Origin of the sequence: Streptomyces sp. NPDC058198 (assembly GCF_042882605.1) — a bacterium.
GTDB lineage: Bacteria > Actinomycetota > Actinomycetes > Streptomycetales > Streptomycetaceae > Streptomyces.
On record NZ_JBHVVP010000003.1, the window covers coordinates 514,944 to 540,769 of the forward strand.

At 69.7% G+C, this 25,826-nt stretch carries 26 protein-coding genes and 1 pseudogene; 11 read left to right on the forward strand and 16 right to left on the reverse strand.

What is annotated here, in order from left to right:
* Position 1: 1 nt before the first annotated feature.
* Positions 2–452, forward strand: a pseudogene (locus tag ACFVWW_RS14615) (IS5/IS1182 family transposase); the annotation flags it as partial.
* Positions 453–459: 7 nt separating this feature from the next.
* Here the strand turns inward: ACFVWW_RS14615 and ACFVWW_RS14620 are convergent.
* Together ACFVWW_RS14620 and ACFVWW_RS14625 are read right to left on the reverse strand one after the other, a co-directional pair.
* Positions 460–675: an e9imm peptide gene (locus ACFVWW_RS14620; protein WP_384186488.1), complete on the reverse strand. Its 216-nt coding sequence runs from the start codon at positions 673–675 to the stop codon at positions 460–462.
* A gap of 340 nt (positions 676–1,015) precedes the next feature.
* The gene (locus tag ACFVWW_RS14625) at positions 1,016–1,477 is read right to left on the reverse strand and encodes a MarR family winged helix-turn-helix transcriptional regulator (RefSeq protein ID WP_386878196.1); all 462 of its coding nucleotides are present in this window, start codon (positions 1,475–1,477) and stop codon (positions 1,016–1,018) included.
* On the opposite strand from ACFVWW_RS14625, the gene ACFVWW_RS14630 reads away from it, so the two are divergent.
* The 3 genes from ACFVWW_RS14630 to ACFVWW_RS14640 all read left to right on the forward strand — a co-directional run bounded on the left by ACFVWW_RS14630 (position 1,470) and on the right by ACFVWW_RS14640 (position 3,552).
* Positions 1,470–1,856: a nuclear transport factor 2 family protein gene (locus ACFVWW_RS14630; RefSeq protein ID WP_386878197.1), complete on the forward strand. Its 387-nt coding sequence runs from the start codon at positions 1,470–1,472 to the stop codon at positions 1,854–1,856. The two genes, ACFVWW_RS14625 and ACFVWW_RS14630, sit on opposite strands and share 8 nt — an antisense overlap.
* A 609-nt stretch (positions 1,857–2,465) precedes the next feature.
* Positions 2,466–3,326 carry a helix-turn-helix domain-containing protein gene (locus ACFVWW_RS14635; RefSeq protein ID WP_386878198.1) on the forward strand — a complete coding sequence of 287 codons (861 nt, stop codon included), beginning with the start codon at positions 2,466–2,468 and terminating at the stop codon, positions 3,324–3,326.
* Between the two features lie 4 nt (positions 3,327–3,330).
* Complete coding sequence (locus ACFVWW_RS14640) at positions 3,331–3,552, forward strand: DUF397 domain-containing protein (protein ID WP_384335519.1); 222 nt, start codon at positions 3,331–3,333, stop codon at positions 3,550–3,552.
* A gap of 143 nt (positions 3,553–3,695) precedes the next feature.
* On the opposite strand, the gene ACFVWW_RS14645 is transcribed toward ACFVWW_RS14640, so the two are convergent.
* Both ACFVWW_RS14645 and ACFVWW_RS14650 read right to left on the reverse strand, forming a co-directional pair.
* The gene (locus tag ACFVWW_RS14645) at positions 3,696–4,145 is read right to left on the reverse strand and encodes a nuclear transport factor 2 family protein (protein WP_386878199.1); all 450 of its coding nucleotides are present in this window, start codon (positions 4,143–4,145) and stop codon (positions 3,696–3,698) included.
* Positions 4,142–4,996 (reverse strand): NmrA family NAD(P)-binding protein, encoded by an 855-nt coding sequence (locus ACFVWW_RS14650; protein WP_386878200.1) that lies wholly within the window; start codon positions 4,994–4,996, stop codon positions 4,142–4,144. The genes ACFVWW_RS14645 and ACFVWW_RS14650 overlap by 4 nt, the downstream gene beginning before the upstream one ends.
* A 112-nt stretch (positions 4,997–5,108) precedes the next feature.
* Here ACFVWW_RS14650 and ACFVWW_RS14655 point away from each other — a divergent pair, with 112 nt between their 5' ends.
* Entirely contained in the window at positions 5,109–6,053 is a 945-nt protein-coding gene (locus ACFVWW_RS14655) for an AraC family transcriptional regulator (RefSeq protein ID WP_386878201.1), read from the forward strand.
* Between the two features lie 85 nt (positions 6,054–6,138).
* On the opposite strand, the gene ACFVWW_RS14660 is transcribed toward ACFVWW_RS14655, so the two are convergent.
* Both ACFVWW_RS14660 and nucS read right to left on the reverse strand, forming a co-directional pair.
* Positions 6,139–6,966, reverse strand: coding sequence for a M55 family metallopeptidase (locus ACFVWW_RS14660; protein ID WP_386878202.1), 828 nt, complete (start codon positions 6,964–6,966; stop codon positions 6,139–6,141).
* A 73-nt stretch (positions 6,967–7,039) separates the two neighbouring features.
* Positions 7,040–7,711: an endonuclease NucS gene (gene nucS, locus ACFVWW_RS14665; RefSeq protein ID WP_384186439.1), complete on the reverse strand. Its 672-nt coding sequence runs from the start codon at positions 7,709–7,711 to the stop codon at positions 7,040–7,042.
* 212 nt (positions 7,712–7,923) lie between these two features.
* Here nucS and ACFVWW_RS14670 point away from each other — a divergent pair, with 212 nt between their 5' ends.
* The gene (locus ACFVWW_RS14670) at positions 7,924–8,316 is read left to right on the forward strand and encodes an SCO5389 family protein (RefSeq protein ID WP_384186442.1); all 393 of its coding nucleotides are present in this window, start codon (positions 7,924–7,926) and stop codon (positions 8,314–8,316) included.
* Positions 8,317–8,489: 173 nt separating this feature from the next.
* Here ACFVWW_RS14670 and ACFVWW_RS14675 read toward each other — a convergent pair whose 3' ends face one another.
* Positions 8,490–9,542, reverse strand: coding sequence for an LLM class flavin-dependent oxidoreductase (locus ACFVWW_RS14675; protein WP_386878203.1), 1,053 nt, complete (start codon positions 9,540–9,542; stop codon positions 8,490–8,492).
* A gap of 210 nt (positions 9,543–9,752) precedes the next feature.
* Between ACFVWW_RS14675 and ACFVWW_RS14680 the strand changes: the two genes are divergently transcribed.
* On the forward strand, positions 9,753–10,088 hold the full coding sequence (locus ACFVWW_RS14680) for an ATP/GTP-binding protein (RefSeq protein WP_384186447.1): 336 nt from the start codon (positions 9,753–9,755) through the stop codon (positions 10,086–10,088).
* 76 nt (positions 10,089–10,164) lie between these two features.
* Here ACFVWW_RS14680 and ACFVWW_RS14685 read toward each other — a convergent pair whose 3' ends face one another.
* From ACFVWW_RS14685 to mce, 7 genes are all read right to left on the reverse strand, one after another.
* Positions 10,165–11,022, reverse strand: coding sequence for an ABC transporter permease (locus tag ACFVWW_RS14685; RefSeq protein WP_384186450.1), 858 nt, complete (start codon positions 11,020–11,022; stop codon positions 10,165–10,167).
* Positions 11,019–12,236 (reverse strand): ABC transporter ATP-binding protein, encoded by a 1,218-nt coding sequence (locus ACFVWW_RS14690; protein WP_386878204.1) that lies wholly within the window; start codon positions 12,234–12,236, stop codon positions 11,019–11,021. The genes ACFVWW_RS14685 and ACFVWW_RS14690 overlap by 4 nt, the downstream gene beginning before the upstream one ends.
* Before the next feature lie 137 nt (positions 12,237–12,373).
* The gene (locus tag ACFVWW_RS14695) at positions 12,374–13,153 is read right to left on the reverse strand and encodes an ABC transporter permease (RefSeq protein ID WP_384186455.1); all 780 of its coding nucleotides are present in this window, start codon (positions 13,151–13,153) and stop codon (positions 12,374–12,376) included.
* Positions 13,154–13,157: 4 nt separating this feature from the next.
* The gene (locus ACFVWW_RS14700; protein WP_384186458.1) at positions 13,158–14,165 is read right to left on the reverse strand and encodes an ABC transporter ATP-binding protein; all 1,008 of its coding nucleotides are present in this window, start codon (positions 14,163–14,165) and stop codon (positions 13,158–13,160) included.
* A gap of 105 nt (positions 14,166–14,270) precedes the next feature.
* Positions 14,271–15,209 (reverse strand): cellulose-binding protein, encoded by a 939-nt coding sequence (locus ACFVWW_RS14705; protein ID WP_384186461.1) that lies wholly within the window; start codon positions 15,207–15,209, stop codon positions 14,271–14,273.
* A 114-nt stretch (positions 15,210–15,323) separates the two neighbouring features.
* Positions 15,324–19,040 (reverse strand): polarized growth protein Scy, encoded by a 3,717-nt coding sequence (gene scy / locus ACFVWW_RS14710; protein ID WP_384186464.1) that lies wholly within the window; start codon positions 19,038–19,040, stop codon positions 15,324–15,326.
* 159 nt (positions 19,041–19,199) lie between these two features.
* Positions 19,200–19,628, reverse strand: coding sequence for a methylmalonyl-CoA epimerase (gene mce, locus ACFVWW_RS14715; RefSeq protein WP_384186467.1), 429 nt, complete (start codon positions 19,626–19,628; stop codon positions 19,200–19,202).
* Positions 19,629–19,775: 147 nt separating this feature from the next.
* Between mce and ACFVWW_RS14720 the strand changes: the two genes are divergently transcribed.
* Complete coding sequence (locus ACFVWW_RS14720; RefSeq protein ID WP_384186470.1) at positions 19,776–20,984, forward strand: acetyl-CoA C-acetyltransferase; 1,209 nt, start codon at positions 19,776–19,778, stop codon at positions 20,982–20,984.
* Between the two features lie 31 nt (positions 20,985–21,015).
* Positions 21,016–21,975, forward strand: a complete 960-nt coding sequence (gene meaB, locus ACFVWW_RS14725; protein WP_386878205.1) for a methylmalonyl Co-A mutase-associated GTPase MeaB — start codon at positions 21,016–21,018, stop codon at positions 21,973–21,975.
* Between the two features lie 181 nt (positions 21,976–22,156).
* On the opposite strand, the gene ACFVWW_RS14730 is transcribed toward meaB, so the two are convergent.
* Positions 22,157–22,834: a PepSY domain-containing protein gene (locus ACFVWW_RS14730; RefSeq protein WP_386878206.1), complete on the reverse strand. Its 678-nt coding sequence runs from the start codon at positions 22,832–22,834 to the stop codon at positions 22,157–22,159.
* Between the two features lie 116 nt (positions 22,835–22,950).
* On the opposite strand from ACFVWW_RS14730, the gene ACFVWW_RS14735 reads away from it, so the two are divergent.
* Positions 22,951–23,613, forward strand: coding sequence for a response regulator transcription factor (locus ACFVWW_RS14735; protein WP_384181499.1), 663 nt, complete (start codon positions 22,951–22,953; stop codon positions 23,611–23,613).
* Between the two features lie 89 nt (positions 23,614–23,702).
* Positions 23,703–25,205, forward strand: a complete 1,503-nt coding sequence (locus tag ACFVWW_RS14740) for a sensor histidine kinase (protein WP_386878328.1) — start codon at positions 23,703–23,705, stop codon at positions 25,203–25,205.
* Positions 25,206–25,237: 32 nt separating this feature from the next.
* Here ACFVWW_RS14740 and ACFVWW_RS14745 read toward each other — a convergent pair whose 3' ends face one another.
* Positions 25,238–25,714 carry a MarR family winged helix-turn-helix transcriptional regulator gene (locus tag ACFVWW_RS14745; RefSeq protein WP_384181501.1) on the reverse strand — a complete coding sequence of 159 codons (477 nt, stop codon included), beginning with the start codon at positions 25,712–25,714 and terminating at the stop codon, positions 25,238–25,240.
* Positions 25,715–25,826 lie beyond the last annotated feature (112 nt).

A 25,826-nucleotide genomic window follows, 5' to 3' on the forward strand; every position in this document is an offset into this window, starting at 1 on the left:
CGGACCCGCCCAGACGGTCTACGAACGCCACCGCTTGTGGTCGGCCGACGGAACCTGGGAACGGCTGCCGCAGCAGGTCCAGGCCTCGGCCGACGCGGCGGGCGGGATCGGCTGGGACGTGGCGGTGGACTCCACGACCGTGCGCGCGCCAGCACGCGGCCGGCGCCCGCCTACAGCAACGGTCCCTGCCGCCAGTACCTGCGACGACGGGGCATCCGGCACACGATCCCGGAGAAGACCGACAGCCAGGCCACCCGCCGGGAAGGGATCACGAGGCGGGCGGCCACCGGGCTTCGACGAAGACCGGTACAAGAAGCGCAACACGGTCGAGCGGGCCATCAACAAGCTGAAGAACTCCCGAGCCGTCGCGACCCGCTATGACAAGCGCGGCTACGTCTTCCTCGGCACCCGTCACCGCGGCGGCCCTGGTCATCTTCTGGCTGCGAGCCTGAGGCTCTCTCAGAGCGCGAACGGCCGGTAGGCCAGAGCCTGATCGACCACCTCGGCCGCCGACGACTCCGGCCCTTCGGGCCAGAAGATCAGGTCACTGACGTAGCCGCTCGGACAGGCAAAGGCCTTGTCGAGCTCGTCCAACCAGCCGTCCAGCTCGTCATCGTCGGCATAGTCCGCATTCATGATCCGTTGCACCAACGCAACGGCAGCCTCGCGGGCCATCACCACATCCACACCCCTCTCCAGACAAGGCGGCAGCCTAACGACTCACATGATCGGCCGGACAGCTCCTCAGTGCTCTCTCCGATCACGATCGGAGCCGTATGAGGAGCGCGGCGGCAGTGCCGGTGCCCAAGTGATCTCCGCAATCACGTGCCGGTCACCGCGCCTGCGCAGGTAGGCCCGGGTCCTTCGACCGCTGTAGGCCATGTCGGCGCCGACGCTGTCCGGCATGCGGCGGGGCCCGGACATGGCGCAGGGGCCGCCCGCGGGCGGCCTTCTGGATCCGGGGCCCGTCAGCAAGCTGTCTCGGAGCCCATCCAGGGTCGGGCGAGAGCGGCGGTCATTCCGGTTCGTGCTGGGCGAGAACTCGGGTGAGCAGGCGGGTCAGGGTCTGTCGGTCCTCGGCCGACAGCGGTTTGAGCAGGTCGTCCTGCACCTGATCGAGCACCCCGTCCATGCGTCGCAGTTGCCGGGCGCCGCCCCTGGTGAGGGTCACCTTGTTGCGCCGTCCGTGGTTTGGGTCCGGCGTCCGGTCGACGAAGCCCTGCTCGACCAGTTCGTTGATGGCCGCCACGACGTCGCTGCGGTCGATACGGCCCCGGCGGCCGAGTTCTGCCTGGCTGGCGGGCCCGAACTCGTGCAGTGCCGCCAGGATGCGGTAGTGATACCCGCGCGCCCCGGCGGCGGTGAAGCCGTCGGACACCAGCCGGCGGGCGTGCACGGCCAGTTGGGTGATCAGCCAACTCGGCTTCGCCGTCAAGCGCTCGGGGGTTTCATCGCCCGGACCGCCGGCCGTGCTCACCGGGATCGCCGACCTGTTCGCCCGCCTGGCCAACCTGCTGGACGAGTGCCGCCACGAAGACGCCGACACCGTCTACCACGACGACGTCGTGGTGCGCTCGCCTCGGGGCGAGCTGCACGGCCTCGATGAGGTGACCGCCCACCTGAAGCGAAGCCAGGTCGAGGGAGAGCACACCCAACACGTGCACGGGGACGTGCTGGTGCAGGTTGACGGTGACCGCGCGAAGGCCACCGCGAACCAGCTCACGTACTTCTACCGCAACGGCGAAGCGCCCCATCGGACAAGCGGTCTGCGCGTGGCCTGCACCGCGGTGCGGACATCGGCCGGCTGGCGATTCAGCGAGAGCCAGATCACGCTCGCCTGGATGCAGGAGAAGTGACGTGGTGAGTCAGGACCGGACCTCAGCCCTGACTGCGCGGCGGGCCGAGCCGACCCCACTCATCTGACAACGGAACCTGCTCACGGCGGTGCGGGCGGCGGCATCCGGCCGGCCAGCGACACCGTCCGCCCGAAGGTCCAGCGGTGCCGACCCCGCCCGCTGGAGGACTCGACGCCGTAGCCCTTGTCCCCGTGGAGCTCGACCGATCGCGGCGTCGTCGCTCTCCCTTGAATCGGGGCGGACCGCCCGCGGGGTACCGCTCGCCCAGTCGCGCACCTCAACCCAAAGACGTTCATCGTCCAGGCGATATGTGACGGTGACGCGACTGTCTTTCGCCGCGCGTGGCAACCAACTCGGAGACCGCCGACTTCAAGGCGTCCCCCACTTCGGGGAGTCCCCACCTTTTGGATAATTCGCGCTTCAACTCGAGCCGCTCTCGCGCCGGGTCGATAATGCCGATAGCGCGCCCGTTCAGTCCTTCGGACAGTCATTCTTAACCCTTGGAAAGTGTCAAGTCCCCACTTTGGGGAGTGGCGAAGGACTGTTGCTCTCACAGTCGGCGGACGGCACACTTGACCTGCAAGAAGATGTAAAGGAGGCGGCGCGCAAGTGCCCACCAACAGCAACCCGACGATCCGTCAGCGAAGGCTGGCAAGGCGACTCCGCGACCTGCGAACAGACGCCGGGCTGACGCATGCTGACGCTTCGAAGGTGCTTGGGTCGGCTGAATCGAAGATCGGGCGCATCGAGAACGCCCAGTCCGGTGTTCGGCTGCCGGATCTTCGTGCCCTGATGGATGCGTACGGCATGACGAACCCCGCCGAGCGCAGCGATATCGAACTTCTCGCACGTGAGGCCAAACAAAAAGGCTGGTGGTCGCGCTACGCCAACGCTGTTGATTCTGCCTACGCTGCATACGTCTCCGTCGAGTGGGACGCCGCAGAGCTGTACAACGTCGAGACCAATTTGGTCCCGGGCTTGCTCCAGACTCCGGAGTACACGAAAGCGCTGGTCCAACTCCAAGCGCCGGATGCCACTCCGGAACAGGCTGAAGCACAGATCAACGTGCGACGTGAACGTCGAAAGATCCTGACCCGCGAAAATCCACTTCAGCTGCGGGTGATCGTGACGGAAGGCGCCCTGCTCCACCGTGTCGGTGGCTCCAAGGTGATGAGAGCACAGCTCGAAGCCCTGCTTGAGGCCAGTCGAGAGGCGAACATCCAGTTCCAGGTGTTGCCACGGGAAGATCCGATGAACGTGTGCCTGTTCGGGCCGTTCGTCATCATGAGTTTTCCGACCTCGGCAGAGACCGACATCATTTACACCGAGTCACCCACCAGCACGTTGTACTACGAGGAGGTGGCCGACGTAGAGACATACACGATGCTGTTTCGACGGCTCAACATGGCCGCCGCGAACGTCAGCAGGTCACGGGAGCTCATCGTGGACGCCATAAAGGGAATGGAATAGAAGGATGAAGCCTTACATCGAATCTGCTTCAGCAGTGGGGCTTGAGTGGGTGAAGTCCTCGTACTCCGGGAACAACGGCAACTGCGCGGAAGTCGCCGTGATGCCGGATGGCCGTCGCGCACTGCGTGACAGCAAGAACTCACACGGCCCCGCGCTGGTCTTCACCACGGACGAGTTCAGCGCGTTCGTCCGCGGTGTCATGGACGGCGAGTTCACCGAGCAGTAGCCGCCCCATGAAAGGCACCACAGCGAGAGCGCCCGCCCCCTCTTCGAGGGCGGGCGCCCTCGCGCCTCGCGCCGCCGGCGCCGCCGGCGTTCCACTGACCGCGTGGCCACGTTGGCCGCATGGCTGCCGCCGCTTGTCGGCCGTTACTGGGCGGGCCATCCGAGTGCGTTGAAGACTGCGACGGGGTCCAGGTAGTCCCGCCAGTGCGTGACTTTGCGGTCCTTGATTGTGATCACAGAGACGAAGCGGTTGTCGTAGGTCCGCCCGGTGTGGACTGCCTGCCCGTGCACCGCGTACTCAAGCACGATCACCGACGCCTCATGATCCCGGTGAACGGCCAGTTCGTCCGCGCTGCGCAGGACCATGGTGCTGCCGTAGCCGCGGTACAGCTCCGCCACGGCCCGGCGTCCCTCAACCCGTCGGGGGTATCCGGGAACGGAGATCACATAGTCGAAGATGACGTCTTCCGCCAGGAGATCGAAGAAGTGCTGTCCGTCAACGAAGCCCGCCAGTCCTTCCTCGATGATTCGGAAGAAGGGATCCAGCGCCGCGAAGTCGTCGAAGTCATCGAAGTCGTTGATGGGCGTGGTCACTTGGCCGCCTGGAGGGTCCACGCGCGTGCGTTCCGCCGGGCGAAGTCCTGGAAGGTGACCGGCGGCCTGCCCGTGACCTTCTCAACGTCGTCATTCGGCCGGGAACCGTTGCCGGAGATGATGGTCCCCGTCAGCCAGCGGAGCATCACGGCGTAGTCGGCGGGTACGAAGCCGCCTGCGATCGCACCGCCGATCCATGCGTCGGGGTCGATGTCGTTGTGGGTGACGGGTCCGCCGATCACGTCGGCGATGATGTCGGCGACCTCGCTGACCGCGAGCGACCGGGGGCCGGCCGGCGCGTACTGCGCGCCGACGTGGGCGTCGGGGTCGACCAGCGTCTCCACCGCGACCGCCGCGATGTCCTCGGCATCGACGAAGGCTTCCGCGCCGCCGCGGGTCGGTACGGTGATGGCACCTTCGATGACCGGCAGGTGTTCGTCACTGAAGTTCTGCATGACCCACGCGGGACGCAGGACGGAGTGGGTGAAGGCTCCTCGGCCCGCGAGGTCGAGCTCGACGGCCCGGATGTCGACCTCCGGTGGTGCCTGGTCGCTGCCGTAGGTGCTGAGGTACGTCACGTGCCGCACCCCGGCTCCTGCGGCACGATCGAGGAAGTCGGAGACCAGGCCGGCGTACTTGGCCCGCATGACGGGCGTGACGAGGTAGACGCGGTCGACGCCGTCCAGGGCACGGGGATGCGTAGCCGGGTCGTCCCAGTCGAACAGCACGTCGGCGCCGTGGCGCGAGGCCGTACGCGCAGGCAGACCCCGCTCGATGAGTTTCCGCGCCACCAGCGAGCCGGTTCGTCCGGTACCGCCGAGCACAAGTGTCGTCTGCTGTGAATCAGTCATGACTCCATGGTGAGAGCGGGTATCGAGCGAATCAATGCGTGATTCTCTCATTCCTTTGTTTTGAACGCTCATATAATTGACCGCTGTGATTGTCTGGCTTAATACTTGGCGCATGGATCTGCTGGACGACCACCTGGTGAGAGCGCGCGCCTCGGGCGCTGTTTTCGCTCGAACAGTGGCCACGCCCCCCTGGGGATTGCGGCTGGGGGGCTCGATCCAGCTCGCGGTGCACGCTGTCGTACGGGGGCGGGGGTGGCTGTGGTTCGACGACGACTCTCAGAGCCCGATGGAGCTCTCGCCGGGCGACGTGACACTTGTGCGCGGGGGCCCCGACCACTACATCGGCCATGAACCCGGCGCCGACTGCCTCGAACCGGAGGAGTTCCGGGAGCGTCACAGGCGCGACGGACGCGCGGACGACCCGCGGGCCACGGTGTTCCTGTGCGGCGCCTACCGGTTTTCGGGGGACATCGGCAGCGGCCTGCTCGATGCGCTGCCTCAGGTGCTGCCACTCTCGGCGGCCGTCGGCGATCCCCTGCGCGACGTGATTGGCCTGCTGTCCCGCGAGCTGGCTTCCCCTGAGCCGGGTCAGCCCACTGTGCTGGACCGGCTCCTCGACATACTTCTGGTGCTTGCCATCCGTACCAGTTTCCGTCAGAGCGCTACCGCACCTCGCTGGTACCGGGCCTCGGCGGACCCCCGGCTGAACGCGGCGTTGCAAGCCATGCACGAGGATGCCGGGCACCCGTGGTCGGTCCCCGAGCTTGCCGAGATCAGCGGACTGTCCCGGGCGGCCTTCGCACGAACCTTCCGGGACGCGCTCGGCCAGACACCGATGCAATACCTGACGGACTGGCGAATGGCCCTGGCCCGCGACTACCTGCGCAACGGCGAGCTGGGCCTGGCGAAAATCGCCCACGTGATCGGCTACGGCTCGCCCTACGCGTTCGCCGCGGCCTTCCGGCGCCATCACGGAGACCCACCCGGAGCCTGGCGGCAACGGGAGTTGACCCGCACCAGCAGTCCGCCGGCCGGCGACCGCAGCCACCTCCGCTGACGCCCGCACGCCTCAGCCTCACCGGTCGGATCGGACGTCACCACACATCCGACCGCCACGAACCACCAACACGGCGAACCCAGTGCTAGCCGGGTTTGATGGTGGCGAGCTGGACGAGCAGCAGGACCAGCCGGTAGGCCTCGGCGAAGTCGGTGGCGGTGAAGGTGACCGTACGGCCGCCCCCAGCGCGTGAGACACCTGGCACGAGTGTCGCCAGCTCAACCATGTACGTGCCGTAGAGGTCGACCTCGACATCAAGTGGTCCGGCAAGGGTCAGCGGCGAAACCCCTGCACGCCGCGTCATGGCTTCGGCCGCCGCCCGGCGCAGGCGATCCCGCGCTTCTTCGGGGTGCAGGACGACAGCGGCAGCCTGACCGAGGGCTTGTTTGACCGCGACGGTGACCGCGGAGGGGACCAGATCACCCAGTTCGGCGCAGGCGATGTCGTCACCACTGAGCAGCACCACCGGCACGCCCAAATGTCCGGCCATAGCTGCGTTGAGCCCGATCTCACCCATGGAACGCCCGGCCACGCGCACGTCGAGGACGTTGTCGCTCATGGTGTGCGCCAGCACAGCCGGCCCGCGACCGGCGCGGGCGTGGTAGCCGACCAACAGGACAGCGTCGGTGTGTTCGTCGAGCCCGCCGAGCATGCCCAGCGGGCGCGGCTTGCCACGAACCAGGTGTGCCCGTCGGTCAAGTTCCTCCGGCAGCAGGTTACGGAAAGGCCCGTGTGCGTCGGCTACCAGAACCACAGCAGTGGGTTCGGCGTCCAGGACGCCGGCGATCACGGCGTTCGCATCAGCCGTCATCAACGCCCGGCCGCGCTCGTAGTCGTAGCGATCCGGATTCGTCTCGGTGGGATGCACGATCCCCGAGATGCCCTCCATGTCAACTGAGATCAGCACCTTCATGAGTCGGGGAGTCTACGCACCGTGCTCATGGCGCGGGGGCCGCCCTTGGGCGGCCCCCGCGTGTGTGTACGCGTCAGAACAGGCGGAGCTTGTCGTCCTCGATGCCGCGCAGGCCGTTGTAGTCGAGGACCACGCAGCCGATGCCGCGGTCCGTTGCCAGGACCCGGGCCTGCGGCTTGATCTCCTGGGCCGCGAACAGGCCCTTGACCGGGGCCAGATGGGGGTCGCGGTTAAGGAGTTCGAGGTAGCGGGTGAGCTGCTCGACCCCGTCGATCTCGCCGCGCCGCTTGATCTCCACCGCCACCGTCGCGCCGTCCGCGTCCCGGCACAGGATGTCCACCGGGCCGATGGCCGTGGGGTACTCGCGGCGGATCAGGCTGTAGCCCGCGCCGAGCGTGTCGATACGGTCCGCGAGGAGTTCCTGGAGGTGCGCTTCCACGCCGTCCTTGATGAGGCCCGGGTCGACGCCGAGCTCATGCGAGGAATCGTGAAGGACTTCCTCCATCGTGATGATCAGTTTCTCGCCCGCTTTGTTCACGACGGTCCAGACGCCGGCCTCCTCGTCCACGCCCTCTTTGAGCGTGCACGGCGGCGACATCCAGTTCAGCGGTTTGTACGCCCGGTCATCGGCGTGGATCGACACACTGCCGTCGGCCTTGACCAGGATGAGGCGGGGAGCGGAGGGCAGGTGGGCGGTGAGCCGGCCCGCGTAGTCCACGGAGCAGCGGGCAATGACGAGACGCATGGTCGGCAACGCTACTCGACCGGCGGTGCCGGGCGCGATTCGCCCCGGAAGCCCCCTTCGTTATTGGCCGGTTGTGTTCCCATTCGCCTGGTGCGGGCCGGGTCACGCGCCTAACGTGGATGCAGGAGGTCGCCGGTCGTGCACGCTGCGTCGTCGTCGCCTCCTTCCCTGCCCGAAAGGCCCCGATTCCCGGGGTCGCGAGAGGAGAACCCATGTCGCTCGACGTCTCACCGGCTCTGTTGGATCAGGCCGAGCGAGGCGAGGTCGACGAAGCGGCTTTCGTCGATTGCGTCCGGACCTCCCTGCCCTTCGCATGGGAGATGATCAGCTCTCTGGTGGTCCAGCTGAAGGTGGACGGCGGACAGTTCGCCGACAATCAGACGCCCCCGCCGGACGAGCAGGCTCGAGGCCAGCTGCTGCGCGCGCTGGCGAGTGATGCCATACGCGGCGCACTGCAGCGGCACTTCGGAGTGCGTATCGCATTCCAGAACTGCCACCGTGTGGCGGTGTTCCCGCTGGACACCTCGGTCGATGAGCGGCTGGCCCGCTTCACCTCGGTAAGGGCCCAACTGCTCAACCAGTCCCCGGAACTGCGGGACTGCTGACGTCGCTTGCTGTCGCTCCGCACCGCGGGGGGAGGTGCCATGGGGTGCCGGAGCGGCAGCGGCCCGTACCGCTCGAACGACGGTCGGACACCCGGCGTTCGCACCACTGACGTTCGCACCACTGACGGTCGCGCAACCGACGCTCGCACGGCCGTCGTTCGCCCGGCCGGCGGTCAGTGCAGCAGCGGCAGGACCTCGGTCCCCAGCCGTCGTACGTTCTCCTCCGTCGTCGCCAGATCGCCGGAGCCCTCGACGAGCAGCGCGAAGCGTGTGATGCCGGTACGTTCCGAGGTGGCCGCGAGCCGGTCCGCGGCCAGCCGGGGCGGACCCACCGGATGCAGTCCGCACAGCAGTTCCGTGTACGCCACCGGGTCGCGCATCGACCGGGGCCTGCCGTCGACCGTCACATGGGCGCCGAGCCCCTGCCGCAGCCAGCCGGGCATCGCCTTGACGAGGCTCTCCGTCGCCTCGGCCCGGCCGTCCGCGATCTGGGCGACCCCGGCCGACACATGCCCGGCGGTCGCGATCTCCGTCGCCGTCCGGCCCGCGGTGCGCGCGTGATCGCGCCACAGGGCGACCATCTCCGCCTTCTCCTCGTCGCCGCAGTGCATCCCCAGCAGCATCGGCAGGCCGTTCTCGGCGGCGAGTTTCACGCTCTTCGGCGAGGTGCACGCCACCACCACCTCCGGCCCTCCGCCGCCCCCGCCACCGGCCTCCGCGTGGGCGTCGATCAGCTCGTCCGGCCTTGGTACGACGGGGACTTCGCGGAAATTGAAGCGCTCCCCCGAGGCCGACACCCGGGGCTCGCGCAGCCAGCGCAGCAGCAGCTCCAGCGACTCGGGGAAGTGCTGCTCGTACGCGCTCAGACCCGTGCCGAAGACCTCCAGATCGACCCAGGGGCCGCCCCGGCCCACACCGAGCGAGAACCGCCCGCCGGAGACGAGATGGAGCAGCGCGGCCTGCTCGCCGAGGGCCACCGGATGTACGTTCGGCAACACGCTGACCGCCGTACCCACCCGGATGTGTCGGGTACGGCCGAGGAGCAGCCCGGCCAGGGTCACGGCCGACGGGCACACGCCGTACGGCACGAAGTGGTGCTCGGCCAGCCAGACCGAATCCAGTCCGGATTCCTCGGCCAGCTCGGTGGTGCGTACCGCTCTGTGCAGCGCTTCACCCTGTCCCTGGCCCGGGAACTGCGCCGCCAGTACAAAAGCTCCAATACGCATCGCCTTCTGCCTCCTTGCGGCCGACGCGGCTCCCCCTACTGGCAACAACGTCTGACACGTGCCAAAGGCACGGTCATCCGTGAAGTTCTTGCGATTGTCCGGTAAGTACCATCTGTGGGGGTGGCGGTCCTGTGCCGTCCGGGACATCTACCCGGTGGTACGGGCCGTAGGCTGGAGGAGAACCGTGCTGTCGGCCCCGTGAGGTGTCCTGTGTCCCCGCGCCGCAACCGCCCCCGAGGCGGCGAGAAACCGATCGAGCGAGCCGGTGAGGGCGAGGCGGGCGACCGGTACGGCGGCTTCCAGCGGTCGGAGTCCTGGCAGGGCGAGGAGTGGTCGGTCCGTCATGTAGCGGGGGCGAGCGCCGCGGGCAAGCGGTATCGCTGCCCGGGATGCGACCAGGAGATCCCCTCCGGCGTCGCGCATGTGGTCGCCTGGCCGGAGTTCGGCGGCGTGGAGGACCGGCGCCACTGGCACCAGGCCTGCTGGAACGCGAAGGACCGCCGCACCACGCGGGTGCAGCGGTCCCGTAACGCGCCGAAGTACTGACGACACGTACTGACGGCACGTACTGACGAGGTACCGGCGAAGTACTGGCGACGTACCGACGCGTGGGCTCAGCGGCTCACACGTCGCGCTTGTCGAGCGCGAAGAAGGCGCCGGACATCACGACCGCCGTCACGCCCGCCAGGATCCACAGCGGATCCCAGCCGGAAGGGCCCGAAGTGCCCGCGGCGGTGACGGTGTTGTTGTAGAACACCCCGAGCTGGTTCGGGATCGAGTACTCGAACAGGGCCGTCCGCAGGCCGTCGAGCGACTGCGAGAACATGAACATCGCCAGCACCAGCGGCAGCAGGACCACACCGATCATGATCGTGATCGCACCCGCCGAGTGCCGGATCAGCGTGCCGACCGCCAGCGACAGCAGGCCGAGCGTGGCCAGATAGAGGCCGACGCCGACCGTCGCCTTGAGCCACTCGGAACCGGTGGGCGAGGTGGCGTCCAGGATCGCGGTCTGCAGCGCGCCGACGATCGCCGTGGTCACCGTCGTGATCACGAAGACCAGCAGGAAGAAGACCAGCGATTTCGCCGTCAGCACCCGGGCCCGGCTGGGGCACGCGGTCAGGGTCGTACGGATCATCCCCGTGCCGTACTCCGAGGCGATCGTCATCACCCCCAGCGTCATCACACAGATCGAGCCGAGCAGCACGCCGAAGAAGCCGAGTGCGAGCGCGGACTCGTCATCGGTGGCCGCGTCCGCGGCGACGATGGTCACCGCCACGAGCAGCCCGATGCCCAGCATCAGCGCGATCATGATGCCGAGCGTCCACATCGTGGAGCGTACGGAACGGAGCTTGGTCCACTCGGAGGCCAGGGCGTCGCCGAGCGTGGCCCGGCGGACCGGGATCGGCGAGGTGTAGCCGCCCACGGGCCCGCCCTGCCACTGCGGGGCGGGCGGGGCCTGCTGGTACGGGGTCGTCATCGGGTGTCCTCGCTGCTGTCGTGCTTCGTCAGGTCCGCGGCGGATGCCGGCGCCGCCGCCACAGGAGCCGCTGCGGGAGCCGCCACAGGAGCCGCCACAGGAGCGACTGCGGGAGCGGCCGCCTGGGGAGCCGGCGCCGCGTTCGCGTACGGGTTCTCCCCGGGCGGCGGCGGGGCGTACCAGCCCTGCTGCGGCACCTCCGGGGCGACTGGCGCCACGTACCCCTGCTCTCCCTGCCCGTAGCCCTGCGGCCCGTAGCCGGGCAGCTGCGGCGGCTGGAACCCGGCCAGCGCGTCGGCCGTCGAGCGGTAGTCCACGGCGCCCTGCGTCATCCGCATGTACGCCTCCTCCAGCGACGCCTGGTGCGGCGAGAGCTCCCAGAGCCGTACGTCCGCCTCGTGCGCCAGATCGCTGATCCGCGCCAGCGGCAGCCCCGTGATCCGCAGGGCGCCGTCCGGCTCGGACATCACCTGGCCGCCCGCCTCCGTGAGCGAGGACATCAGCTTCTCCCGCTGCTCCGGTTCCGTCCCCGGCGTGCGCACCCGGGCGAAGTCCGCGGAGTTGGCCGAGATGAAGTCCGTGACACTCATGTCGGCGAGCAGCTGACCCCGGCCGATCACGATCAGCTGGTCGGCGGTGAGAGCCATCTCACTCATCAGATGCGAGGAGACGAAGACCGTACGGCCCTCGCCGGCCAGCTGCTTCATCAGATTGCGGACCCAGAGGATGCCCTCGGGGTCGAGGCCGTTGACCGGCTCGTCGAAGAGCAGCACCTGCGGGTCGCCGAGCAGCGCCGCCGCGATACCGAGCCGCTGGCCCATACCGAGCGAGAAGCCCTTCGAGCGCTTACGGGCGACGTCCTGGAGGCCGACGACACCGAGCACCTCGTCGACCCTGGCGGCCGGGATTCCGGAGAGCTGAGCCAGCGAGAGGAGGTGGTTGCGGGCGCTGCGGCCGCCGTGCACCGCCTTGGCGTCGAGGAGCGCGCCGACCTGGCGCGGCGCGTTGGGCAGCTGCCGGAAATGATGCCCGCCGACCGTCACCTGGCCCGAGGTCGGCTGATCGAGTCCGAGGATCATCCGCATCGTCGTCGACTTGCCGGAACCGTTGGGGCCCAGGAACCCGGTGACATATCCGGGCCGTACCTGGAAGGAAAGGTTGTACACGGCCGTCTTGGCGCCGTAGCGCTTCGTCAGGCCGACTGCCTCGATCATTCTCCAGCCCCATCGACAGGTCAGGTCGTCGGGGCAGTGGCCGCTCCGGGCCGAAGGCCCCCGTAAGAGTTAGGAGCGTATCCGGGCGTTGACGGTTCCGGCCACGTCGTTCCGGCGGAGCGTCGCCGGGGGATTCGCTACGCGTCGCGCTTTTTCAGTACGGCGTATCCGCCCACGAGCGCCGCCACCACCCAGAGAACGAGGATTCCCAGCCCGCCCCACGGCCCGTACGGCGCCGGGTTCGAGTTCATCGCGTCGGGGACGACCTGAAGGATCTTCGAGCCGGCCTGGTCGGGGAAGTAGTGCGCGACGTCCTTGGCGACCGGGACCGCCGAAAGGATCTGCGAGACCAGGAAGAAGAACGGCATCAGAATGCCCAGCGACAGCATCGAGCTGCGCAGCATCGCCGCGACGCCCATCGAGAAGACGGCGATCAGTGCCATGTAGAGGCCGCTGCCGATGACCGCGCGCAGCACATTCGGCTCACCGATGCTCGTGCCGTGGTCGCCCAGCAGCGCCTGGCCGAGGAAGAAGGCCAGGAAACCGGTCACGATCCCGACGATCAGCGCCAGCACCCCGGCCACCAGGATCTTGCTGAAGAGGAAGGTGGCGCGCTGCGGCACGGCGGCCAGCGAGGTACGGATCATGCCCGAGCTGTACTCCGAGCCGACCACCAGTACCCCGAAGACCACCATCGCCAGCTGGCCGAGGATCATCCCGGAGAAGCTGGTGTACGTCGGGTCGAAGGTGGACTGCTGCTCCCGCGGAAGGTCGCCGAACGTCGAGTTCAGCAGCGCGGAGAGCGCCGCGCCGAGGGCCACGGTCACGATCAGGGCGCTGATCAGCGTCCAGGTCGTGGAGGAGACCGTACGGATCTTGGTCCACTCGGACTGGAGGACCGCTGGTACCGATGCCATGGTGTCAGGCTCCCTTGCCCTGGTGGTCCTGGTGCGCGCCGAGCCCGACGGGCTGTCCTCCGGGGTCCTGACCCCAGCGCGGGCCCGGGGGCTGCCCCTCGCCGCCGCCGGAGTGGGCGTGGTACTCGACCGACCCCGCCGTCATCTGCATGAAGGCCTCTTCGAGCGACGCCCGCTGGGAGCTCAGCTCGTGCAGCACGATCTGGTGACGCGCGGCCAGTTCACCGAGCTCCTCGGTGGAGGCCCCGTCGATTTCCAGTACGCCGCCGTCCGTCTCGGCCGCGGTGAAACCGGCCTCGTGAAGGACGTCCTTCAGCCGCTCCTGCTGCGGCGAGCGCAGCCGCGCGTAACTGCGCGAGTTCTCATGGATGAAGTCCGCCATCGAGGTGTTCGCCAGCAGCCTTCCCTGGCCGATCACGATCAAGTGATCGGCGGTCAGGGCCATTTCGCTCATCAGATGACTGGATACGAAGATCGTGCGGCCTTCTTGTGCAAGATGCTTCATCAGATTGCGGATCCAGTGAATTCCCTCGGGATCCAGACCATTGACCGGCTCGTCGAACATCAGGATCTCGGGATCACCGAGCAGGGCCGAGGCGATTCCCAGCCGCTGCCCCATACCGAGGGAGAAGCCCTTCGACTTCTTTTTCGCGACCGCCGTCAGTCCGACCATGTCGAGCACCTCGGACACCCGGCTCACCGGGATGCGGTTGCTCTGCGCCAGACAGAGGAGATTGTTGTAGGCGGTGCGGCCGCCGTGCATGGCCTTGGCCTCCAGCAGCGCCCCGATGTGCTTGAGCGGTTCCGAGAGCTCACGGTACTGCTTGCCGTCGATACTGACCGACCCGCTGGTCGGGTTGTCCAGACCGAGCATCATGCGCATCGTGGTCGACTTGCCCGCCCCGTTGGGGCCCAGGAAGCCTGTCACCACACCCGGTCTCACCTGAAAGGACAGCTGGTCGACCGCGACCTTGCGGCCGAAGTGTTTGGTGAGCCCCACAACCTCGATCATGCGGCCAACCTAGAGCGGCGCAAAGCCCCTCGCCACCGCTGTGGCGAGGGGCTTGCCCGATCGTTACCTACCCGACCTTCGTTCTATCGGCCGATCCTGCCTCGCTCAGCGGGTCTGCTGGGCCGGCACCCCACGGGAGATCGGCTCGTCGTCGGCCGGGGAGCCGGCGGCGGCCACCGCGGCACCGGTCAGCGTGGCCAGCATCTCGCGGACGTTGGTCAGCTGGGCGTTGATCGAGTCGCGGCGGTTGGTGAGCGCCGCCAGCTCGCGCTCCGATTCGCTGCGGATCCGGTCGGCCTTGGCGTTCGCGTCGGCCACGATGTCCTCGGCCTGGCGCTGGGCCGTCTCGACCGTCTGACGGGCCCGGCGCTCCGCGTCCGTACGAAGCTTCTCGGCCTCCAGGCGCAGCTGCTCGGCGCGGTGCTCGATCTCGGCCAGACGCTTCTCGGCCTTCGCCTGACGCGAGGCGAGGTCGCGCTCCGACTGCTCACGCCGCTTGGCGAGGTTCGTCTCGAAGTCCGCGGCGGCCTGGGCGGCCTTGGCGCGGGTCTCCTCGAAGAGCGCGTCGGCCTCCTCGCGCTTGGACTGCGCGTCCTTCTGCGCCTCCGTGCGCAGAGTGGAGGCGTCACCCTTCGCCTTCTCGACGATCCGGACGCCCTCGTCCTCGGCCTTGGACTTGCGCTCCGAGGCGAACGCCTCGGCGTCGTTGCGGACCTGCTGGGCCGCCGACTCGGCGAGCTCGCGGTGCTGCTCGGCCGCGCGACGGGCCTCCTCGCGCAGGTCCTTCGCCTCCTCCTCGGCGAGGCGGAGGATCTTCTCGACGCGCGCGCCGAGGCCGGCGTACGACGGCTCGGCGTCGGTGACCTGGGCCTGGGCGTTCTGCGTCTCGAGGTGGAGTTCCTCGATGCGCTTTTCCAGAGCGGTGATGCGTGCCAGGGCGCTGTCTCGGTCGGCGACGAGCTTGGTAATGCGGTCGTCCACCTGACCGCGGTCGTAACCACGCCGCACGAGCTCGAAGCCGAATGGGGAGGAAGTGTCGCTCATGGGGTTCCTGTCGAATGAGACCGGTGAGGTGATAGGGGGAATCCTAGGGGCCTAAGCGGCGTGTCATCGAGCGGATGGCGGTTTGATCTGGAGAATGTCCAGTCTTTTGGGTGGCTAGCTCTCGGAAGTCTTGCCACTCGAACGGCCGGTCCCCGCCGTGGCACCCGCCTTGACGGGGTTGTCCTTCGTCGGTACTGCCGGTGCCTCGAACGACTCCAGTGCCTCCAGCACGTCCTGGACCCGGGAGATCTCGGCCTGAATGTCCTCACGTCTGCGGACCAGGACATCGAGTTCGCGCTTGCCGTCCTCGACCATCTGCTTCGCTTCCCGGGAGGCGTCGGCGCGCAGCTCTTCGGCCTCTCTGATCAGTCCGGCCTTCTTCTGCTCGGCTTCCTTGAGCAGTCCCTCGGCCTTCTTGACCGCGGCGATCCGGACCTTGCTCGCCTCCGAGTTGGCGTCGGCGATCAACGCCTTCGCCTTCGCCTCCGCCTCCGTCCGCTGTTCGTTGGCGGCCTTGATCAGATTGTCGACGCGCTCGCCGGCGGTCTTCAGCTGCTCGGACGTCTCCCGGCGGGCCCGCTCGTGCAGCTGCTCGATCTCGCCCTCGATGCGGACGCGCAGCTCCTCGGCCCGGTCCCGTACGGCCGTCGCGTCACGGCGGGCGCCGACGAGCAGCTCGTCCGCGTCCGTACGGGCCTTCTCCACCAGGGAGTTGCCCTCGACCGTCGCGTCCGCGGTGATGCGGCCCGCCTCGTTGCGTGCCGCGCCGACCATCGCGTCGGCCTGCGTCTCGGCCTCGGTGGCGGCGCGCAGCGCCTCCTCCTGTGCCTTGTTGATCAGCTGGTCGGCCTGTTCGGCGGCGTCGGCGCGGCGCTTGGCCGCGTCCTTGCGCGCCTCGTCCAGGAGCCAGTCCGTCTCCTCCTGGGCTTCGTTCCTGAGCCGTTCGGCGGTGACCTCGGTGTCCGTCTTGAGCTTCTCGGCCTCGGCGCGCATCCGCTCGGCGGCCTGCCGCGCGGAGCCCACCATCTCGGCGGCGTCGGCGCGCATCCGCTCGGACTCGCTGGTGGCCTCGCCGATGAGCCGGTCGGCCTGGGCCGCGGCGTCGCCACGGATACGGTTGGCGTCCTCGCGGGCCTCGGCGCGGGCGCGGGAGGCGTCCTGCTCGGCCGTGGCGAGCGAGTCCGACGCCTCGGTACGTACCCGCTGCGCGTACTCCGCGGTGTCGGAGCGCATCCGCTCCGCCTCGGTGATCGCCTCACCGACAGTGCGCTCGGCGAGCACCTGGGCGGCCGCCGACTCCTCCTGGGCCCTGGCGCGGACCCGGTTGGCGTCCTCGGTGGCGCGCTCCCGCTCGGCGTACGCGTCGGCGCGGACCCGGTCAGCCTCCTCCTGCGCCTCGGTCCTGGTCCGGTCCGCGGCGTGCTCGGCGGCGGAGCGCAGCCCGGCGATCTCCTGCTCGGCCTGGTCCTGGAGCCCGGAGACGGAGTCCCGTACCTGCTGGGCGGTCTGCTCGGCGGCGGACACCATCTCCGTGGCACGGCGGTCGGCCTCCTCGACCAGCCGGTGCGCCTCGGTCTGCGCCTCCTCGACCCGCTTGCGGGCCGAGGCGAGCAGCTCCTCGCTCTGTTCGCGGGCCCGCTCGCGCTCCTGGTCCGCTTCTGTACGGGCGGCCGCGAGGGTCTCCTCGGCCTCACGGCGGCGCCGGATGGCCTCCTCCTGCGCGGCGGCCAGCGCCTCGGCGGCCTCCGTGCCGACCCGCTCGGCGGCGGCCGCGGCCTCGGCCCTGACCCGGTCGGCGCTCTCCTGCGCCTCGGTCTTGAGCCGCTCGGCCTCCGTGGCGGCTTCGGTACGCAGCCGTACCGCGGCGGTCTCCGCCTCGGCGCGGGACTCCGCCGCGTCGGCCGCGGCCTCGGTACGGAGCCGCTCGGCCTCCTGCTCGGCCTGCGCCTGGAGCGTACGGATGCGCTCGGCCGCTTCGGTACGCAGCCGCTCGGCCTCCTCGGCGGCCTCCCGCCGGATCCGCTCGGCCTCGGCGCGGGCGTCGGTGAGCGCCTCCTCGGCGGAGGAGAGCCGCTGCTCCGCCTCCGTGTGCAGCCGGGTCAGTTCGCCCGCGGCCTCGGCCTTGCGGGACTCGACCCCGCGCTCGGTCTCCTCGCGCAGCTCGGTCGCGGCCTGCTCGGCGGCGGCCTTGGTGGCCTCGCCCTGCTCCTCGCCCTCGGCGCGCAGCCGCTCGGCCTCGCCGCGGGCCCGCTCCAGGGTCTCCTCGGCCTGCCGGCGCAGTGTGGTGGCGCGCTCGATGGCCTCGGTGCGTACCCGCTCGCTCTCGGTGGTCGCACCCGAGCGCAGCTCGTCGGCGTCCGCCTTGGCCTTCGTCAGCAGTTCCTCGGCGGAGCTGGCCGCCTCCTCGATCTGCTGGACGGCCTCCCTGCGGGCCTCGCCGCGGATCCGCTCGCCCTCGGCGACGGCCTCGGACCGCAGCTGCTCGGCCTCGCCGCGCAGCCTGCGCGCCTCCTCCTGCAGCTCGACCGTCTTGGCGCGGTACTCCTTGGTGTCGTCCTTGGCCGCGCCCTTGAGCTGGTCGGCCTGCTCCTCGGCCTCGCCGCGCAGCCGGTCCGCCTCGGCCTCGGCCTCGCGGCGGATCCGCTCGGCCTCCTCGCTCGCGGACCGGGTGGTGGCCTTGGCGTCGTCGGACGCCTTGGTCAGCACTTCCTCGGCGGTACGGGCCGCCTTGGCCAGCTGGGCCGCGGTGTCCTCGGCGGCGACCGTACGGGCCTTCTCGGCGGCCTCCGCGACCAGCTTCTCGGCCTCGGCGCGGGCGTCGGCGAGGGCCTGCTCCGCCTCGCTCTTGGTGGCCTCGGCCTCCTTCGTGGCCTCGCCGACCAGCCGGGCGATCTCCGACTTCGCGGTGCGGGTGCGCTGCTCGTTCTGCGACTCGGCGCCGGCCAGCCGCTTGGCCGCGGCCTCCTTGGCCTCCGTGACGACCTTCTCGGCCTCGGCGCGCGCCGCGCGCAGCCGCTGCTCCGCCTCCTGGGCCCGCTGCTCGGCGGCCCGGCTCAGCTCCGCGGCCTGCTGGCGTGCCTGGTCGGTCTCCGCGGTCGTGGACGTACGCAGCTGCTCGGCGTGACGGTTGGCCTCCTGGGCCTGCCCTGAGGCGGCGTTCAGCAGGCGCTCCGCGTCCCTGCGGGCCCGCAGCAGGATCGCCTCGGCCTCGGAACGGGCCGCCTCGGCCTCCGAGCCGAGCCGCCTGCGCGCCTCCTCGGTGACCCGGGTGGCCTCCGCGCGGGCGGCGGCGAGGGACTGCTCGGCCTCGGCGCGTGACTCGTCCAGCAGCCGGCGGGCCTGGGACTCCGTCCTGGCGCGCAGCTGCTCGGCCCAGGCGACGTTCTCGTTGACATGCGATTCGACGGTCTGGCGGCGCTCGGCCAGCTCCTGGTCGAGCCGCTGCCGGCGCTGCACGGCCTCGGCGTGCAGTTCGGCCTGCAGTCTGGCCTGGTGCTCGGCGTGCTCCTGAAGGATGCGCTGGGTCTGGGCGCGGGCGTCGCGCAGCTCGCGCTCGGCGTCCGAGCGCATCTGCTCGGCCTGCATCTGCGCGTTACGGAGGTGCTGCTCGGCCTGATAGCCGAGATCGGCGTTGTCGTAGGAGGGACGGGTCGCCAGGCTGCGGCGCGCCTCATGGAGCTTGGCGCGCAAGACCTCGACCTGGTAACCGAGGTCCTCGGCGTGCTGGACGGCCTTCTCTCGCGCGGTCTTCAGCCGGTCCATCTCGGCTTCGAACCGCGAGAGGTGGTCGTCGTCAGCTCGGTGGCTCTCCTGGCGTTCGTAGCCCCGCACTGCGCGGTCCCATCCGTCCCCTGGTCGCAACTGCCCAATCGAGCACCGTTCGCGGCGAACGGCCCCCCGGGGAATGGTGACAGATATACGGCAGGGGCGCGGCCCCGACCCGGCCCCGGCCCGGAGCGGTCCACTGTACCGGGCCGGGAATCCTTAAGGTCAGTGCTCTCGGGCTGAGGTGACCAGTTCTGTCAGTACGCCGTGACAGTCCTTGGGGTGGAGGAAGGTGATCCGGGAGCCCATGGAGCCGATGCGCGGCTCGTCGTACAGCACACGAACGCCCTTGTCACGGACGGCCTGGGCGTCGCCGTCGACGTCCGCGGTCCCGAACGCGATGTGGTGGACACCCTCGCCGTTCTTGGCCAGCCACTTGCCCACGGCGGAATCCTCGCGGGTGGGTTCCAGGAGCTGGAGATACGAAGCTCCGCCGTCGGATGTCTCGTTGATCTTGAGCATGGCCTCGCGGACGCCCTGCTCCTCGTTGACCTCGGTGTGGAACACCTCGAAGCCGTAGGTGGCCCGGTAGAACTCGACGGTGGCGTCGAGATCGAAACAGGCGATTCCGATGTGATCGATTCGCGTCAGCATGGACCCAGTGCAGCGCCATCACGGTGGTTACGCAACGTGCGCGCGATCACACGCGCCGCCCGGTGACCCGGAGCCGTACCGCTCAGTACATTGAAAGTAAACCCTCGTTCACTCCTCACGCTGTACGCAAAAAGGGGATCGCGTCTCATGTCGGATACGAACACCACCACTTCCGTGATCGTCGCGGGCGCCCGTACCCCCATGGGGCGGCTTCTGGGCTCGCTGAAGTCCTTCTCCGGTGCGGAGCTGGGCGGCTTCGCCATCAAGGCCGCGCTGGACCGCGCCGGTATCAGCGGCGACCAGGTGCAGTACGTGATCATGGGCCAGGTACTGCAGGCCGGGACCGGGCAGATCCCGGCCCGCCAGGCCGCGGTCAAGGGCGGCATTCCGATGAATGTCCCCGCGCTCACCATCAACAAGGTCTGTCTCTCCGGCCTCGACGCCATCGCACTCGCCGACCAGCTGATCCGCGCGGGCGAGTTCGACGTGGTGGTCGCGGGCGGCCAGGAGTCCATGACCAACGCCCCGCACCTGCTCCCCAAGTCCCGTGAGGGCTACAAGTACGGCGCGGTCGAGATGCTCGACGCGATGGCCTACGACGGGCTGACCGACTCCTTCGAGGACATCGCCATGGGCGCCTCGACGGAGAAGCACAACACCCGGCTGAACATCGCCCGTCCCGAGCAGGACGAGTTCGGCGCGCTCTCCCACCAGCGGGCCGCGGCCGCCCAGAAGAACGGGATCTTCGAGGCGGAGATCGCCCCGGTCGAGATCCCGCAGCGCAAGGGCGACCCGGTGGTCTTCTCGCAGGACGAGGGCATCCGCCCCGAGACCACCGTGGAGTCCCTGGGCAAGCTGCGTCCCGCGTTCGCCAAGGACGGCACGATCACGGCGGGCACCGCCTCGCAGATCTCCGACGGTGCGGCGGCGGTCGTGGTGATGAGCAAGGCCAAGGCGCTGGAGCTGGGCCTCGACTGGATCGCGGAGATCGGCGCGCACGGCAATGTGGCGGGCCCGGACAACTCCCTCCAGTCCCAGCCGTCGAACGCGATCCAGCACGCCCTGAAGAAGGAGGGCCTGGCCGTCGGGGACCTCGATCTCATCGAGATCAACGAGGCCTTCGCCGCGGTGGCGGTGCAGTCGATGAAGGACCTCGGGGTGTCCCCGGAAAAGGTGAATGTGAACGGCGGCGCCATCGCCCTCGGTCACCCGATCGGTATGTCCGGCGCCCGGCTGGTGCTGCACCTGGCGCTGGAACTGAAGCGGCGAGGCGGCGGGGTCGGCGCGGCGGCGCTGTGCGGTGGCGGTGGCCAGGGTGACGCGCTGATCGTGCGCGTGGCCGGCGTGGCCAAGTAGTCGTCGTACGTTTCGAAGGAACGGAGCTGTGATGCAGGACGTCCCCGAGCTGGTGGCTCAGGCACGGGAGGGCCGGCCGCGCGCCGTGGCCCGGCTGATCTCACTGGTCGAGGGGGCGTCCCCGCAGCTGCGCGAGGTGATGGCGGCGCTGGCGCCGCTCGCGGGCAACGCGTACGTCATCGGGCTCACCGGCTCGCCCGGTGTCGGCAAGTCGACATCGACCTCCGCGCTGGTCTCCGCGTACCGGCGCGCGGGCAAGCGGGTCGCGGTGCTGGCCGTCGACCCCTCGTCGCCCTTCTCCGGCGGAGCGCTGCTCGGCGACCGCGTCCGGATGTCCGAGCACGCCTCCGACCCCGGCGTCTACATCCGCTCCATGGCGACCCGCGGCCATCTCGGCGGGCTCGCGTGGGCGGCCCCGCAGGCGATCCGGGTCCTGGACGCGGCGGGCTGCGACGTGATCGTGGTCGAGACCGTGGGGGTCGGCCAGTCGGAGGTGGAGATCGCCTCCCAGGCCGACACCTCGGTGGTGCTGCTGGCCCCCGGCATGGGCGACGGCATCCAGGCGGCCAAGGCCGGAATCCTGGAGATCGGCGACGTGTACGTGGTCAACAAGGCGGACCGGGACGGCGCGGACGCGACGGCCCGTGAGCTGAACCACATGCTCGGCCTCGGCGAGTCCCGGGGCGCCGGCGACTGGTGCCCGCCCATCGTCAAGACCGTCGCCGCGCGGGGCGAGGGCATCGACGAGGTCGTGGAAGCTCTGGAGAAGCACCGGGCCTGGATGGAGGAACACGGCGTCCTGGCTTTGCGCCGGGCCCGCCGCGCGGCCCGCGAGGTGGAGACCATCGCGGTCACCGCGCTCCGCGAACGCATCGACGACCTGCACGGCGACCGCCGCCTGGACGCATTGGCGGAACGCATCGTCGCGGGCGAACTGGACCCGTACACGGCGGCGGACGAACTGGTCGCGGGCATCACAGAGGGTGCGTAGGTTCGCGCCCGGCGGTCCCGGGGCGAGAGCCCCGGGACCGCCGGCGAGTGAGCCGAAGGGGCGCGCCGCTGTCGAAAGGGAGAGCGCGCACAGGCCCCGAGGAACGAGGGGCCGAGCACGGTCGACCGTCGACAGTGGCACAAGGCGCCCCGGAGGCGAACTGAGCCCCTAAAGAAGGGGGTCAGTCGTCCTGGCCGTGGTCGTCGTCACGGTCGTGGTCGCGGCCGTCGTCGTCGCGGTCCGCCGTGGTCTTGGCCGTCTGCGCGTGGACGTTCAGCTCGTGCGTACGGCCGTCCTTGCCGCGCACGTCCACCTCCCAGCGGCTCTTGTGATCGTCGTCGAGGTCGACCGAGGTCACCGTTCCCGGTACGGAGGCGAGCGCGGCGGCCGCCGCCTGCCGGGCGTCGACCTTCGCGCCGCGCAGCGCGGCCCGGTCGTCGCGGTCGTCGTCATCGTCGTGGCGGTCGTCGGTGCGCACGGCGCCGGTGACCGCGTCGACCTTCAGCTCGTGCCACCGGTTGTCGGTGCCGAGGAGTTCGACCTCCCAGCGGCTGGTGCGGTCGCTGCCGTCGTCGTCCCGCTCGACCGAGGCCACGGCGCCGGGGTACTTCTTGAGGGCCGCGGCGGCCGCGTCGCTCGCGGTGAGGCCGGTACGGGTCGCCACCACGTCGTCGGCCGTGTCGTCGGTCCCGGTGCCGGCCGTCGCGTCGTCCGAGGCCGTCACCCGCGACACCGGCAGGGGCGCCGTCGCCGTTCCCGTACCGCTCCGGTCGTCGTCGCCCATGGCGACCGCCGTGTACGTCCCGCCGCCGATCAGTGCCGCCGCGGTGATGGCTGCGATGACGAGATTGCGCTTCATGAGGGGTCCTCCCCGAGTCGGTCCGTATCGAACGACTTCAATGTCGCTGAGGGAAGCTGAAGGCAGCCTGAAGCCACCTGAAGAGATCTTCAGGTTCCGTTTGGGAAGCTGGGGCCATGCGCTTGTTGATCGTGGAGGACGAAAAGCGGCTCGCCGTGTCGCTGGCCAAGGGGCTGACGGCCGAGGGCTTCGCCGTGGATGTCGTCCACGACGGCCTGGAAGGGCTGCACCGCGCGGGTGAGGGCGTGTACGACCTGGTCGTGCTCGACATCATGCTGCCCGGCATGAACGGCTACCGCGTCTGCTCCGCTCTGCGCGCCGCCGGCAACGACGTGCCGATCCTGATGCTCACCGCCAAGGACGGCGAGTACGACGAGGCGGAAGGGCTCGACACCGGCGCGGACGACTATCTGACCAAGCCGTTCTCGTACGTCGTGCTCGTCGCCCGGGTCAAGGCGCTGCTGCGCCGCCGGGGATCGGCCGGCGCCTCGCCCGTGCTGCGCATCGGCGGACTCAGCGTCGATACCGCGGCCCGTCGCGTCTTCCGGGACGAGACCGAAGTGGCGCTCACCGCCAAGGAGTTCGCCGTCCTGGAGCAGCTGGCGGTGCGTTCCGGCGAGGTGGTCGGCAAGCCGGAGATCCTGGAGCACGTCTGGGACTTCGCCTACGACGGTGACCCCAACATCATCGAGGTCTACATCAGCGCGCTGCGGCGCAAGATCGGCGCCGCGTCCATCCAGACGGTGCGCGGCGCCGGATACCGGCTGGTCGCGTCATGAACCCCATAACCCCTATAACCCCCGCGAGGCCCGTGAGCCCCGTGAGCCCCGTGGCTCCCGAGAGGCCCGTAGGCGCCCTGAGACGCCGGCTGGCGTCCGTACGGGCCAAGGCGTCGCTCGGTGCGACGGCCGTCGTGGCGGTGGCGCTGGTGGCCGCCGGGATCGCCGTGCTCATCTCGCTCCACTCGAACCTCACCGGCCAGGCGGACCGGGAGGCCGATTCCCTGGCGCGCAAGGTCGCCCTGGACATCGCCTCCCAGGTCCCGGGCCGGACCTCCTATGCCGGTCTCGAACTGCCCGACGACCCGGACCACCCCGTACAGGTGGCCGACGAGAGCGGCAGTCTGCTCACGGTCAGTGAGGACCTGGAGCGGATCAGCGGAACCGGACTGTCCGCGGTGACACCCGCGAAGAGCGCCTCCCCGCAGGGGACCGGCCTGGCCGGTGGTGAGGACAGCGACGACGACAGCGGTGACGACAGCAGCGACGACGACGGCGGCGGCCGCGGCCGCGGCGGCGATGACGACGACGATCCCGCGATCGGCGAGATCGGCGACATCTCGTACAGCTCGGGAAGCGCGACGGTGGACGGTACGGCCGGCGAGTACCGCTTCGCCACGATCGAGGTGACCGACGGCTCGGGCGAGACGGTTCTCGTCCACGCGGGCGCGTCGCTGGCGGCCCGGCAGAGCGCGGTCGGCACGGCCGCCGTGGCGATGCTGGTGGGCCTGCCCGTCCTGCTGCTGGTCGTCGGGGGAGTGACCTGGCTGGTGACCCGGCGGGCGCTGCGGCCCGTGGAGGGCATCCGGCGGGAAATGGCGGCCATCACCGCCTCCGAGGACCTCTCCAGGCGGGTGCCTGAGCCCGCCACGTACGACGAGGTGGCCCGGCTGGCCCGTACGACCAATGAGACGCTCACCGCCCTGGAGGCCGCCGTCGAACGGCAGCGCCGCTTTGTCGCGGACGCCTCGCACGAGCTCCGGAGCCCGATCGCCTCGCTGCGTACCCAGCTCGAAGTGGGCGACGCGCACCCCGAGTTGCTGGATGTCCCCGGCGCGGTCCAGGACACCGTACGGCTCCAGCAGCTTGCCGCCGATCTGCTGCTACTGGCCCGGCTGGACGCGGGGGAGCGGGCGGGGCGGGCGCGGGTCGATCTGGGCGCGCTGGCCCGCGAGGAGGTCTCCCAGCGGACCGCCGACCGTGTCCCGGTCTCGCTGGAAGTGGCTCAGGGTCTCGAAGTGACCGGTTCACGCGGCCAGTTGGCCCGGGTGCTGGGCAATCTGCTCGACAACGCCCAACGGCACGCCAAGACATCGGTCGCCGCGTCCGTACGCCGGGAGGGCGGCCGGCTGGTGCTCGCGGTCGCCGACGACGGCTCGGGGGTGCCGGACGCGGAGCGTGAGCGGATCTTCGAGCGGTTCGTACGGCTCGACGACGCCCGCAGCCGTGACGACGGCGGCGCGGGGCTGGGGCTGGCCATCGCCCGCGACGTGGCCGAGCGCCACGGCGGCACGCTCACGGTCACCCGCGCCCCAGCCGGCGGCGCCCTGTTCGAACTACGACTACCCCCGGCGCCCGACGACGCGGGCTAGGCCGGACAGGGCCTGACTCGCGCGGTCAGTCGTCAGAGCCTGCCGCGTCGGCCGCGTAGTTGCTCCGCCACCGGGGTGAGCGAGGTGCGCAGGTCTGCGAGTGCCTCGGGGGAGAGCAGGTCGATGAAGTGCTTCCGTACGGACGCGACATGGTGCGGCGCGACCTTCCGCATCGTTTCCATGCCCTCGTCCGTGAGGACCGCGTACAGTCCCCGGCGGTCGGACTCGCAGTGCTCCCTGCGGACCAGGCCCGCGGCTTCCATGCGGGTGATCTGGTGCGAGAGCCGGCTCTTGGACTGGAGCGTGGTGGCCGCGAGGTCGCTCATCCGCATGCGCCGGTCCGCCGACTCCGAGAGATTCACCAGGATCTCGTAGTCGTTCATGGTCAGGCCGAACGGCTGCAGGTCCTTTTCCAGCTGATGCGTCAGCAGCTTGTTGACATCCAGGTGGGTGCGCCAGGCGCACTGCTCCGCGTCGGTCAGCCAGCGGGTGGCCGTCTCGCTCTCCATATGTGGATTCTACCTAAGAAGTTGAATTCTGGACGAAGTCTGCGGCTGTGATGCCGCGCACCCGCTCACCCACGGGGGCGCAGGCGTTCGACCTCACACTCCGCAGACTACC